The following is a 12,536-nucleotide window of genomic DNA, read 5'->3' as shown; positions in this document are numbered from 1 at the left end:
GTGCTTAAGTGGGGGAAACTAAATCCTGTTGGCGTTAACCTTTTGAAATTAATTCTCTGAATTTACTTGCAACTAAGCCATTATTTATACCTAAACACGGAATGCCGCCGACAATGGGGTAGACCATTAATGACTCAGGACTGAATAGCATGTTTTCGATATTTTCTAGGGGGGTTTTATATTTTGGACAGGCTAAAATGTGTTTAGCCGGTTCGAAACTAGGCGGTTTTTCGATTATGGTGATCACTGTGGGGTTGAGCGGGTTTACACTACTGGGGAAAAATTCATGAAGCAGTATTCTATAGCCTAATGATTGCGCGATACTTTTTATATTCCTGCAATAGCCATGTTGCTCCATACGATGTTTTGCATCTTTATTTGCTAATTCGTATCCCGGCTCCAACAATACTAAAAACTTACTGGTTACGCGATATAACTCTTTTAAAATTGCAGCCTCGTTGCCACCATTTGGCTCTAAAGAGTGGGAGGTATAAACCAATTCAACCGCATTATCTGCAAAGGGAATATGGCACAAATTCCCGGTACAAAGCACGGTATTGCTTATACCTTGTTGTTGCAGCCATTGTTTGCCATAAGCCACTCTAGACCAACTGATATCGAAACCATAACTCGAAATTTTTTTGCTCAAATGTGGCAATAAATCGGCAAGGGTCGTTGCCTCACCGATCCCAGCTTCTAGAATAGAGTCCGGATTGCACAACGAAAGGATCACTTTAGCTAATTGCTGACAATATTCGGCATTATGCTCAGCCATCCATGCCTCTCCCATGGATTCAATATAGCTTCCAGCTTGTAAGTCATAGGAGATTTCGATAATTTCATTTGAATTATGAATAAGACCCCGTTCATCTCGCATTAGCTGAGTAATATTTTTACCTTGACGATACAGTAAAGCAAGTTCCCGTGGGCTGTGCATATCCATAAATCCTTCTAAAGCAGCCTAAAAATAGCTAGCTAGATCGCCTTACCACATCAAGTCATCTGGAATGGCGTAATCTGCGTAAGGATCGTCAGCTCCACTCACCTGCTCTACTGAATCAATCGCCGATTTATCCCATAAATAACCGCACCACTCGGGTACGAGTAAGTTAACCCGTTCGGCAAGCTTGTGAGGAACCAAGTAACTCTTGTCTTCATAGCGCACTATGCCTAAGGTGCCATTGAGTAGATCACGCTGAATACTTTCCGTGATATAAACAGATAAGATCTTGTTATCCAAGGTAAAATTAAACTTGAGTTCAGCATTGGTTGGCAGCTTAATCGCAAAGCGAGTGAACTCGTTGATCAACCCTTTCACTTGACCTTTTTCTGCTGCCTCTGCAAAACGTGCTTCATTAAGTGCTTTATCTTTTTCAGCTTGAATACGTTTCTTCTCAGCAATTTCTAACTTTAATGCGGCGCTGCCATCATCCACTTTTGCCTTTTTGTCACGACGCTGCTGGGTTTTTACATCACGTCCTTTCTGCTTACTGGCAAGCCCTGCTTTCAATAATTGCTCTTGTAACGCATTAGCCATCTTAATCTACCTTTACTTTCAACACATGTTCTAAGTTATAGCCCTTGCTTGGCTGCTAACTCACCTAATTCAGTCATGGCAATACTGGCGCCGCCCAATGCCCAGCCACCATCCACGGGTAACACCACACCGGTAATATAAGATGCCATATCTGAGGCTAAAAATAACGCCGCATTGGCAATGTCTTGGCCACGACCATTACGCTTAAGGGGAACACTGTTTGCCACTTTAGCTTGCAGTGCATCGCTCGGTGCTAAGCGATTAAAGCCTTCAGTATCAGCAATGGGCCCTGGTACTATGGAGTTAATTCGTATGCCTTCAACGCCCCACTCTAAGGCTAAGGTGCGGGTTAGCATATCTACGCCAGCTTTGGCGGCGCACACATGGGCTTGCAGTGGCATGGCCACATAGGCCTGCGGTGCTGATATTTGAATTATGCTGCCACTTGGACGTGCCATTAATGGATAAGCTTGTTTGAGCACTTGAAAACTACCCAATAAATCGATATCCATCACAGATTTAAAGCCGTTGGGTGAAAGTTTGGCGGCACTTGCGGGGAAATTACCGGCTGCGCCACTGACCAGCACATCAATCTGGCCCATGTTGGTGGCTATCAGCGCAAAACCTGTGGTTAAGGCGTCGTTATCACGCACATCGAAACTCACCCCAAAGTGTTTACCTTGTGGGTTCGCCATTTGCAACTGACTGACTGCGGCGTCGACCTTGTCTTGATTGCGACTCGCCACGGCCACATTGGCGCCAGCAGTTGCAAAGCTCAAGGCGATTTGCAGGTTAATGCCACTGGTACCACCGACTACCACCACATTTTTGCCTGTGTATTCAAACATAATCCACTCCTTTATTCTTAATGAGTTAAGCTACGGCAGATTTCATCGGCTTAAACCAATGATTCATGGATTGCTTTTAGTGCCGCTAAGGGATCGCTTGCCTGAGTAATGGGTCTGCCTATCACCAGAAAATCAGAACCTGCTTGCAGTGCTTGAGGCGGCGTCATCACTCTGTGTTGGTCGCCGATTTCGCTGCCAACAGGGCGAATACCTGGGGTCACTAAGGTAAAATCGGCGCCAAAATTGTGCTTAAGCAGCTTGGCTTCTTGAGCCGAACATACTACGCCATCAAGACCTGCATCTTGGCTGAGTTTTGCAAGTCTCAGCACATGCTCAACTGTGGGCACATTAATCCCAAGCAAGGCTAAGTCTTCATCACTCATGGACGTCAGCACAGTAACTGCAATCAACAAGGGGGCTTTATCGCCATAGGGCTCGAGGGCTTTTTTAGCCGCCTGCATCATGGCAAGTCCACCGCTGGCATGCACATTAGTCATCCACACCCCAAGTTCTGCTGCGGCGCTCACGGCTTTGGCCACGGTATTAGGAATGTCATGAAATTTAAGGTCCAGAAACAAATCAAAACCTCGATCATGGATATCACGCACTAACTGAGGACCAAACAGGGTAAACATTTCTTTACCAACCTTTAAACGGCAAAGACTAGGATCTAACTGGTCAATTAAGCGCAGTGCAGCGGCTTTATCATCAAAATCTAGGGCGACTAAAATTGGGTTGGTGTTCATCTGCTCTCCACTGTATTGCCAGTCTGGGTTGATACTATTCTAACTAAAAGTGTTACTTGAAACCTAACTTAAGCTAAGGTCATTCACCATCAAGGCCTTTGATGCGCTTGATGCTACCCCACTGCTTGCAGGAGGGACAATGCCAATAGAGTCCATGAGAAGGAAAACCACAGGCATGGCAGCGATAACTAGGACGATATTTAATTTGTTGTTCCACTAACTTCCCAAGCATAGTCAAACTCTGCTTCGCCTGACCGTCTTCCGCCTGCTTTATATGCGCCTGCATTAAATGCTGGAAGCCTTTCATGGTCGGATGGCGATAGAGATTATCCAGCACCAAGGTTTCGGCGCTTTCAATATCCTGTTGGGCTATCTTTAATTCAGCCAGGGCGATGACAACACTGACACCAGCCCCAGCCTCTATGGCTTTAAGCAGCAGTTGTTGATATCCGCTTTCATCTTGGCTATCACGGTATACTTGCTTGGCGACGCTCAGACCATCGGCAAACAATTCAATATCGCCGTCTAGTAAGGCGTATAGACTTTGTTTACATTCGCTTTGTTTGCCGCTATCGAGATATATTTTGCTTAGGCTTAACCAGGCACGGCCGCATTGGGGGTCTAATTTTACCGCCTGTAGCAGTTTCTTTACCTTCAGTTCTTCTGTAGTGGCTTCATCACTTAACTGGCAATAGAAATGCGCCGTGATAGGTTTTAAACATTGCTGCCGCTTGCGACTTAAACGTTTAGTGGTATCGATGGCGTTTTGCCATTCTTTGGTAATTTGGTAGATGGAGATTAGCTGAGTTTCAGCCTCTTCACTGTGTTCATCTTGGCTAACTAAATTAGTAAAGATTTCTTCGGCTCTGTCATAAAAACCTGCCGCCATATAATCTTTGCCCAGCTCCATCATGGCGATATCACGTTGTTCTGTGGTCAGACTTGGACGGGCAATTAAGTTTTGATGAATACGTATTGAACGGTCAACTTCACCGCGCTTTCGAAACAGCGAACCTAAGGACAAATGGGTATCTATGGTTTCATCGTCCACATCCAACATGGTAATGAACAAATCAACGGCTTTATCAGATTCATTAGACAGCAGAAAATTAAGCCCAGTGAAGTAGTCTCGGCTTAACTTATTTTGTTTTTGATGCTGGCTCTGGCGAATACTGCGCCTACCCATGTACCAACCATAGGCGGCTGCAACGGGTAATAGCAGAAAGAGGATCTCTAGCATCTAAACTGTTTTATCCTGCACAGGTTTATTACTCAGGCCTTGCTTACTCAGGAGTTTATGGGCTTTTCTTAAGGCCAATTTAAGCTTAGCGATATAGAAGAAGGCAAATAACCAACTGAGCATAAACCCGCCAAAGAAGACAACAGCAAGCACTAATGGCAAGCGGTATTCGCCTTCAGCGATAAAATAACTGACAGTCACCAATTGTTCATTTTTAGCACCAAAGATTAATGCTAAAACAAAACACAGGCCAACCAAGATAATGGCGATAAAGGATCTCACGTGATACTCCATACTAGGACGTTTATGATATCAATGGTCTGATTATCCAAGAAATTTGCCGAGCTGACCAGCTTTGCTGTGCAATAGATATAAAAAAGCCCCCTGACGGAGGCTTTTTTCATGGGTTAATTAAACATTAACCGCATCGACACGTTCGCGCAGTTCTTTACCGGGCTTAAAGTGCGGAACATACTTGCCATCCAATTCAACTGAGGTACCAGTTTTTGGGTTACGGCCAGTACGAGGCGCACGATAATGAAGTGAAAAACTACCAAAGCCACGGATTTCTATTCGATCACCGCCTTCTAATGTTGTCGCCATTTGCTCTAACATTTCTTTGATTGCACTTTCCACTTCTTTCGCCGACAGTTGCGACTGCCTAGTGGCGAGTTTTTCGATAAGTTCAGATTTTGTCATCCTAGCTATCCCCTATTATCAAGCCAAACACAGTCGCCTATAAGGGAGCGAACTCCCTTTACAACAGGCGATTTCGATTACTTGCGAGCTGCTTTAAATGCTTCAGCCATTGCATTGCTGATCACAACGTCATCTTGCTTGTTCAGAGTAGCAATCGCTTCTTTCTGTTCAGCTTCATCTTTCGCTTTGATAGATAGGCTGATAGAACGGTTCTTGCGATCAACACCCATGAATCTAGCTTCGATTGCATCACCTACAGTGTAGACAGTAGATGCATCTTCGATACGCTCAGCTGAAATGTCTGCTACGCGAACGTAACCTTCAACTGTGTCAGCTAGTTCAACAGTCACGCCTTTTGCATCAACAGCAGAAACAGTACCGTTAACTACGGTGCCTTTCTTCTTGTCAGCTAGGTATGCGTTGAATGGATCATCTTCAGTTTGCTTAACGCCTAAGCTGATGCGCTCACGCTCTGGGTCTACTGAAAGAACCACTGCATGGATTTCGTCGCCTTTCTTGTACTCAGATACTGCGTCTTCGCCAGTGCCGTTCCAAGAAATGTCAGATAGGTGAACTAGACCATCTATGCCGCCGTCAAGACCGATGAAGATACCGAAGTCAGTGATTGACTTGATCTTACCAGAAACCTTGTCGCCTTTATTGTAACGAGTTGCGAAGTCATCCCATGGGTTAACTTTACACTGTTTCAGGCCTAGAGAAATACGACGACGTTCTTCGTCTATGTCTAGTACTAACACTTCAACTTCATCACCTAAGTTAACAACTTTAGATGGGTGAATGTTCTTGTTAGTCCAATCCATTTCAGAAACGTGTACTAAACCTTCCACGCCTTCTTCGATTTCTACGAAGCAACCGTAGTCAGTTAGGTTAGTTACGCGACCAGATAGCTTAGTGCTTTCTGGGTAACGCTTGCTGATTTCTAACCATGGATCTTCGCCAAGTTGCTTAAGACCTAGTGACACACGAGTGCGCTCACGATCGTACTTAAGTACTTTAACGTTGATTTCGTCACCAACATTAACGATTTCAGATGGGTGCTTAACACGCTTCCACGCCATATCTGTGATATGCAGTAGACCGTCAACGCCACCTAAATCTACGAATGCACCGTAGTCAGTTAGGTTCTTAACGATACCCTTAACTGCTTGGCCTTCTTGTAGATTTTCAAGAAGTGCATCACGCTCAGCACTGCTTTCTGATTCGATAACAGCACGACGAGAAACAACAACGTTGTTGCGCTTCTGATCAAGCTTGATAACTTTGAATTCTAATTCTTTGTACTCTAAGTGAGCGGTGTCGCGAACTGGGCGCACGTCAACTAGAGAACCTGGTAAGAAGGCACGGATACCGTTTAATTCAACAGTGAAACCGCCTTTAACTTTACCATTGATGATACCGATTACAGTTTCAGCATCTTCGTACGCTTTTTCTAGAACGATCCACGCTTCATGGCGCTTAGCTTTTTCGCGAGACAATTGAGTCTCACCGAAGCCATCTTCAACAGAGTCAAGCGCAACATCAACTTCATCACCAACTTGAATTTCTAAAACACCTTGAGCGTTTTTGAATTCGTCAGCAGAAATTGGGCTTTCTGACTTAAGACCAGCGTCAACAAGTACCATACCGTTTTCGATGGCAACAACAGTACCACGAACGATAGAACCTGGACGGAACTCCAGAGTTAGAAGGGATTGTTCAAATAGATCAGCAAAAGATTCAGTCATGTTTAGGTTACTTTCTTTTAATAAACCACCATCCATCCTAGATGTGGAGTCAGTAATTTGATTCATATCATCCTTAATATGAATGCCTATCCCGAGTGTTAACCATTAACACCCTAAGATATACTTGCCTTGACATGTTCAAGCACACGCTCAAACACTTCATTAATTCCGATCCCACTGGTGTCAATCACCAATGCATCATCTGCTGGCTTTAGTGGTGAGGCGGCGCGATTAGTATCACGTTCATCTCGCTCAATAATTTCAGCTAAAAGGCGGTCGATATTAACATCGAAGCCCTTGTCCTGCAACTGATTATAGCGTCTCTGGGCCCTTTCTTGGGCCGAAGCGATTAAAAAGATTTTAGCAGCTGCTTTGGGAAAAACCACTGTGCCCATATCACGGCCATCGGCAATTAAGCCTGGTGCGGTAGAAAATGCCCGTTGGCGACGCAATAATGCTTCTCGCACTCGCGGTAAAGCCGCCACTTTAGAGGCTGCATTTGAGCATTCTTGGCTGCGAATGCTGCTGGTAACATCTTCACCTTCAAGAATAACCTTAATGCCCTTGCCATCGGCGTCAGATAAAAACTGTACGTCTAAGTGCGCCGCTAACAAGGTGATGGCTTCTTCGTTTTCAAGCTCAACATCGTGATGAATCGCGGCCAAGGCCAACACACGGTAAATCGCGCCACTATCGAGTAAATGCCAACCTAAATGCTGAGCAAGTAATTGGCTGATTGTGCCTTTACCTACGCCGCTTGGGCCATCGATTGTAACTATTGGCGTCCGTTCAGACATAATTCCTCCGAAAATAACCTGCTTCCCTAATGGTTCTGGTCTTCATCAAAAATGAGCGGGCGGCATTATATAACAAATCTAAAATATAATCTGGAGTATTTTTTGTCGCGCCAATTGGTCACATTTTCACTGAGAACTTGGCCCCAGACGGCAGTGAATCAAAGGCAAAGAGATCCAAAAAACGCAATGGCTCTCAATGCCCATTTAGGGCGACAAACCTTAACTTCGAGATGTGTTCTACCAGTTAAGCCTCTTGAGTCAAGCGGGCGAACTCGGCGAAATAACTGGGAAAGGTTTTTGAGGTGCAGTCGGGATCATTAATTGTGATGCCGCAATCCGCAAACGCCAGTAGCGAAAAACACATGGCCATGCGATGGTCGTTATAGGTATCAATGGCAGCAGTATTCATCTTCACTGGCGGAGTAATGCGAATAAAGTCATGACCTTCTTCAACTACCGCACCTACTTTTCTAAGCTCTGTTGCCATGGCATGTAAGCGATCTGTTTCCTTGATACGCCAATTATAAATATTGCGAAGACAGGTCTCCCCCTCGGCAAATAATGCCGCAGTAGCGATAGTCATAGCCGCATCTGGGATATGGTTCATGTCCATATCAATGCCGGATAATTTAGCACTGCGGGCAATAATAAAATCATCACCCCATTCAATATCCGCGCCCATTTTCTCAAGGGCATCGGCAAATTTCACATCACCTTGAATGCTTAAACGGCCCACGCCTGTGACTTTGACACTACCACCTGCGATAGCGCCTGCCGCTAAAAAGTAAGAGGCCGATGAGGCATCCCCTTCCACCAATACTTTGCCCGGTGACAGGTATTGCTGCCCTGGGTTAATTTCAAAGCGAGCATAATCATGGTTTTGCACGTCAACGCCAAACTGCGCCATAAGGGCTAAGGTGATGTCGATATAAGGCTTTGACACTAGCTCACCTTTAATATTGATGTTCACTTTGCCCTTAGCTAGTGGCGCCACCATTAAGAGTGCAGTAAGAAACTGACTGGATAAGTCCCCCGCGATATCCACATCGCCGCCATTAAGACCCGTGGCATTAATGGTAAGTGGCGGGAAACCGTCATTTTTAAGGTAAGTCACGCTGGCGCCCAATTGGCGCAGCGCATCAACTAAATCGCCTATGGGACGCTCTTCCATTCTGGGCTCGCCAGTTAAGGTAAATTCCCCTTGGCCTAATGTTAATGCTGCACACAATGGCCGCATTGCCGTCCCTGCATTCCCTAAAAACAATGTTTGCGCAGTGGATGCTGAAACCGCGCCGCCCATGCCTTGCACTGTGCAGCGAGTTTTATCGTCGCTGAGTTCGAATTGAACCCCGAGTTGCTCAAGGGATGCCAGCATATAGCGGATATCGTCTGAGTCTAATAAATTGGTTAAGGTGGTGGTGCCTTTAGCTAAGGTTGCCAATAACAGCGCTCGATTGGAGATACTTTTCGAGCCAGGAATATTAATTTCGCCATCGATGCAGGCAATAGGTTCAAGATGCAGTTGCTTCATTTGCTTCTTCTTTTGCTAAAGAAATGGTTATCTTAATCTGGGTTAAGACACGAATTTTGTAATGGAGAGGCATTACAGCAGATTACGGCCACAGTGAACAGTATTTTTTCATTGTCAGCTTATCTTTCCAACTGAATTCTTCTCAAGATAAATATAAAGTGTCTAAAAATGAGTTTTTGTTTAAAAATCGCCTTAAAGCACGTTATTCTAAGGCGATACCAAGCTAAATAAATTGAAAAATTTCAAGTGGGTGGCATGAAGGCGTATTGATTTCACAATCTAAGCCCGACCTAATTAGGGTTTTCACATTGCTTGAGCATTAAAACCTAGCACACTCGCATTACTGTTAAATAATAGATCAAAAAATAAAGGTAAAAGCCATGTTCCATAGCCTAAGCGCCATGCCTGCAGATCCCATCTTGGGCCTGTTAACTCAATACCGTGCCGACTCGCACCCGAATAAAGTTGATTTGGGTGTCGGTGTCTATAAAGATCCCAGCGGTCACACCCCCATTTTGGATTGTGTGAAAATTGCTGAGAAACTGCGCTTTGAAACCGAAGACACCAAAGTCTACATAGGCCCAACAGGTTCTGCACCTTTTAACCAGTTGATGACAGAACTCGCGTTTGGTCATAGCCACCCAGCCCTGCTTGCTGACAGAATTAGAACCGTATCTACCCCAGGCGGTACTGGTGCGCTACGGGTCGCGGCAGATTTCATCAAACGCTGTAATCCTAATGCCGTCTTATGGGTGAGCGACCCAACCTGGGCTAATCACACGGGGTTATTCGAAGCGGCTGGCATTACCGTAAAAACCTATCCCTATTATGACTATGACAGCAAGACACTTAAATTTGATCAAATGATGGCTAAGCTTGCCACCATAGGCAAAGATGACGTGGTACTGCTGCATGCGTGCTGTCACAACCCAAGTGGCATGGATTTAACCCAAGCACAATGGGATGAAGTCATTGAAGTCACTGCTAAACAAGGCTTCACACCGCTTATCGACATGGCCTATCAAGGTTTTGGCGATGGTGTGGATGAAGATGCTTATGGCGTTCGTCAAATGGCCGCAAAAGTAGAAAACATGATCCTATGCAGTTCATGTTCTAAAAACTTTGGTCTATACCGTGAGCGCATTGGTGCCTGTACGTTAGTGGGCAAAGACAGTAACCAAGCCAATGTGGCAAATTCAGTCTTGTTATACGTGGTGCGCTGTATTTACTCTATGCCGCCCGCTCATGGCGCAGCGATTGTAGAAACTATCTTAGGTACCCCTGCCCTTAAGCAACAATGGCTTGATGAACTGAAAGTCATGCGCGATCGCATTAATGGTAACCGTGCCATGCTGGTTGAACAGCTAAAGATGAATGCTGTTGAGCGTGATTTCAGCTTTATCGCTCGTCAAAAAGGCATGTTCTCTTTCCTTGGGGTTAATCCCCAGCAAGTAGAGCGACTAAAGCAAGAGCACAGTATTTATATGGTGGGTTCGAGCCGTATAAGTATTGCGGGTATCAGCGAGGCTAATGTGGACTACTTGGCCAAGTCTATCGCTAAGGTACTGTAGCTTAAGCTGCTGTAAGCTTTATATAGTCCTCACGTAATGCCTCGAGGTAATAAGCGATGAGTCATACAGCATAAAAAAGGTCGTCAATTGACGACCTTTTTTATGCTGTATGACTCACCTAAGCTAACCCAAACTATTGAGCTTACTTACCCCAAGGATTATTGGGATCTGTGGATGGCTTAGGCTTGCTTGGATCTCTTTCGAAATCATCACGGCCACTGTCATACCTGTCTCTGGCTCTTGACTCACTGGTGCCATTATCAAAGCCAGAGTTTTTCCTGTTGCCTGAACCACTGCTTCTGGAGTTTGAATTTCTAGAGTCTGCACCTCTAGATTGATTAAATTTAGGTTTTGCGGCTCTGGCAGCCTCAAATTCCGCATGGGCCTGTTGTTGCATTTTCGCAATCGACTCAAAGGTCAGCACCATAGGCTTACGAGGCTGTATGCCTGCAGCAAATCCACGTTCTCTTGGTTTGAGTTCATATTGCTCGGCGTTAGCCTTAGGCATACGCTTAAAACGATACAGATAAAAGTTTTCTACTTTCTCTCTGGCCCATTCGGTTTTCTTGAGAAACTTCTGACAGCTTTCAATGGATGGATTAAGGTTTAAGCACTCAAGCTTAAGGGCGGCGTATAAAATCTTCCAGCCATAACAATCTACCAGCTCGGTAATCATAGTCTCAAGCTTAAGGCCATGTAATGGATTGTTTTGTTGCTCTTCTATCATATTGATCCTAACTAAATCTGCGGTCCTAAATGAACACGAATGGCTATGATAGCAATAATATGCCCAATTCAGGCTATTTATCTTATCAAATATACCTGCCTAATGAATGTATTCAGACGTCAACACAGGTTAACTAACGTGATGCTTTAGGTTTACGTCCGCCGCCGGGCTTGCCCTTACCTTGGCCTTTAGTTTGACCTTTAGGTTGGCCTTTGGCTTGCCCTTTATGTTTAGTGCTGCGGTTATGCTGCATAAAGTGCTCAGGTCCTTCAATTTTATCTCTAAGAGATGCAACTTTGGGCTTAGGTTTAGGCTTCTTTTTTGCTGCGGCATTTTTATCTTCTGAAGAGGAGTCTTTGATCATATCAAACAAGACATCCAACTCTTGCTTGTCTAAATCACGCCATTCCCCTATTGGCAGACCTTTAAGGCTGACATTCATAATTTGTTGGCGTTCAAGTTTGGTCACTTCAAAGCCAAAGTATTCACACATGCGGCGGATCTGACGGTTAAGCCCCTGCACTAGCACGATTTTAAACGCAAAGGGTGACACTTGTTCAACGACACACTTTTTGGTAACAACGCCAAGGATAGGCACGCCAGCTCCCATGCCTTTGATAAAGTCATCGGTAATGGGCTTATTCACAGTAACCACATATTCTTTATCGTGATTATTACCCGCACGAAGTATTTTGTTGACCAGATCGCCATTGTTGGTCAAAAAAATCAGCCCTTGAGAATCTTTATCTAAACGGCCAATGGGGAAGATACGACTTGAATGATTAACGAAATCCACAATGTTATCCCGCTCACTGCCTTCTGTGGTGCTGACGATGCCCACAGGCTTATTAAGCGCAATAAAAACTAGATTCTCAGCATCTCTGGGCTCAATATCTTGACCATTCACTTTGACTTTATCGCCGATAGAGACAAGATCGCCCACCTGAGCCCGCCTGCCGTTAATAAACACATTGCCTTGTTCAACATAACGATCGGCATCACGTCTTGAGCAAATGCCACTTTCACTGATGTATTTATTAAGACGAATAGCTGAGTCTGTCACGTTGGGATCCTTCAAAGAGAAATTTAACATCA

General features: G+C 44.8%; 13 protein-coding genes. 1 reads left to right on the top strand and 12 read right to left on the bottom strand.

The annotated features are described in order from the left end of the window. Positions 1-34 precede the first annotated feature (34 nt). The 10 genes from SDEN_RS09175 to aroA form a co-directional block, all read right to left on the bottom strand. On the bottom strand, positions 35-943 hold the full coding sequence (locus tag SDEN_RS09175; protein ID WP_198134634.1) for a methyltransferase domain-containing protein: 909 nt from the start codon (positions 941-943) through the stop codon (positions 35-37). A gap of 42 nt (positions 944-985) precedes the next feature. Further along, positions 986-1,537, bottom strand: a complete 552-nt coding sequence (locus SDEN_RS09170; protein ID WP_011496200.1) for a DUF2058 domain-containing protein — start codon at positions 1,535-1,537, stop codon at positions 986-988. 35 nt (positions 1,538-1,572) lie between these two features. Further along, the gene (locus SDEN_RS09165; protein WP_011496199.1) at positions 1,573-2,385 is read right to left on the bottom strand and encodes an SDR family oxidoreductase; all 813 of its coding nucleotides are present in this window, start codon (positions 2,383-2,385) and stop codon (positions 1,573-1,575) included. 50 nt (positions 2,386-2,435) lie between these two features. Further along, entirely contained in the window at positions 2,436-3,131 is a 696-nt protein-coding gene (gene pyrF, locus SDEN_RS09160) for an orotidine-5'-phosphate decarboxylase (RefSeq protein WP_011496198.1), read from the bottom strand. A gap of 79 nt (positions 3,132-3,210) precedes the next feature. Next, positions 3,211-4,371, bottom strand: a complete 1,161-nt coding sequence (gene lapB, locus SDEN_RS09155; protein WP_011496197.1) for a lipopolysaccharide assembly protein LapB — start codon at positions 4,369-4,371, stop codon at positions 3,211-3,213. After that, complete coding sequence (locus SDEN_RS09150; RefSeq protein ID WP_011496196.1) at positions 4,372-4,653, bottom strand: LapA family protein; 282 nt, start codon at positions 4,651-4,653, stop codon at positions 4,372-4,374. 129 nt (positions 4,654-4,782) lie between these two features. Further along, on the bottom strand, positions 4,783-5,070 hold the full coding sequence (gene ihfB, locus SDEN_RS09145) for an integration host factor subunit beta (protein WP_011496195.1): 288 nt from the start codon (positions 5,068-5,070) through the stop codon (positions 4,783-4,785). A 77-nt stretch (positions 5,071-5,147) separates the two neighbouring features. Further along, a complete protein-coding gene (gene rpsA / locus SDEN_RS09140) occupies positions 5,148-6,851 on the bottom strand; it encodes a 30S ribosomal protein S1 (protein ID WP_083759648.1) in 1,704 nt (567 codons plus the stop codon). 77 nt (positions 6,852-6,928) lie between these two features. Beyond that, the gene (cmk, locus tag SDEN_RS09135) at positions 6,929-7,612 is read right to left on the bottom strand and encodes a (d)CMP kinase (RefSeq protein ID WP_011496193.1); all 684 of its coding nucleotides are present in this window, start codon (positions 7,610-7,612) and stop codon (positions 6,929-6,931) included. Positions 7,613-7,856: 244 nt separating this feature from the next. Beyond that, positions 7,857-9,143: a 3-phosphoshikimate 1-carboxyvinyltransferase gene (gene aroA, locus SDEN_RS09130; RefSeq protein WP_011496192.1), complete on the bottom strand. Its 1,287-nt coding sequence runs from the start codon at positions 9,141-9,143 to the stop codon at positions 7,857-7,859. Positions 9,144-9,523: 380 nt separating this feature from the next. Here aroA and SDEN_RS09125 point away from each other — a divergent pair, with 380 nt between their 5' ends. Next, positions 9,524-10,714, top strand: a complete 1,191-nt coding sequence (locus SDEN_RS09125) for an amino acid aminotransferase (protein ID WP_011496191.1) — start codon at positions 9,524-9,526, stop codon at positions 10,712-10,714. Between the two features lie 142 nt (positions 10,715-10,856). On the opposite strand, the gene SDEN_RS09120 is transcribed toward SDEN_RS09125, so the two are convergent. Next, positions 10,857-11,441 (bottom strand): VF530 family DNA-binding protein, encoded by a 585-nt coding sequence (locus tag SDEN_RS09120; RefSeq protein WP_011496190.1) that lies wholly within the window; start codon positions 11,439-11,441, stop codon positions 10,857-10,859. A 133-nt stretch (positions 11,442-11,574) separates the two neighbouring features. Next, a complete protein-coding gene (gene rluF / locus SDEN_RS09115; protein ID WP_011496189.1) occupies positions 11,575-12,504 on the bottom strand; it encodes a 23S rRNA pseudouridine(2604) synthase RluF in 930 nt (309 codons plus the stop codon). Positions 12,505-12,536: the final 32 nt, after the last annotated feature.

Source organism: Shewanella denitrificans OS217, from assembly GCF_000013765.1.
Taxonomy (GTDB): domain Bacteria; phylum Pseudomonadota; class Gammaproteobacteria; order Enterobacterales; family Shewanellaceae; genus Shewanella; species Shewanella denitrificans.
This window is presented reverse-complemented; position numbering and strand designations above follow the sequence as displayed.

Bases quoted from the DNA above. Each gene is read 5' to 3' on its own strand.
- SDEN_RS09175 (WP_198134634.1), bottom strand. From the start codon at position 943: ATGGATATGCACAGCCCACGGGAACTTGCTTTACTGTATCGTCAAGGT.
- SDEN_RS09170 (WP_011496200.1), bottom strand. From the start codon at position 1,537: ATGGCTAATGCGTTACAAGAGCAATTATTGAAAGCAGGGCTTGCCAGT.
- SDEN_RS09165 (WP_011496199.1), bottom strand. From the start codon at position 2,385: ATGTTTGAATACACAGGCAAAAATGTGGTGGTAGTCGGTGGTACCAGT.
- pyrF (WP_011496198.1), bottom strand. From the start codon at position 3,131: ATGAACACCAACCCAATTTTAGTCGCCCTAGATTTTGATGATAAAGCC.
- lapB (WP_011496197.1), bottom strand. From the start codon at position 4,371: ATGCTAGAGATCCTCTTTCTGCTATTACCCGTTGCAGCCGCCTATGGT.
- ihfB (WP_011496195.1), bottom strand. From the start codon at position 5,070: ATGACAAAATCTGAACTTATCGAAAAACTCGCCACTAGGCAGTCGCAA.
- rpsA (WP_083759648.1), bottom strand. From the start codon at position 6,851: ATGGATGGTGGTTTATTAAAAGAAAGTAACCTAAACATGACTGAATCT.
- cmk (WP_011496193.1), bottom strand. From the start codon at position 7,612: ATGTCTGAACGGACGCCAATAGTTACAATCGATGGCCCAAGCGGCGTA.
- aroA (WP_011496192.1), bottom strand. From the start codon at position 9,143: ATGAAGCAACTGCATCTTGAACCTATTGCCTGCATCGATGGCGAAATT.
- SDEN_RS09125 (WP_011496191.1), top strand. From the start codon at position 9,524: ATGTTCCATAGCCTAAGCGCCATGCCTGCAGATCCCATCTTGGGCCTG.
- SDEN_RS09120 (WP_011496190.1), bottom strand. From the start codon at position 11,441: ATGATAGAAGAGCAACAAAACAATCCATTACATGGCCTTAAGCTTGAG.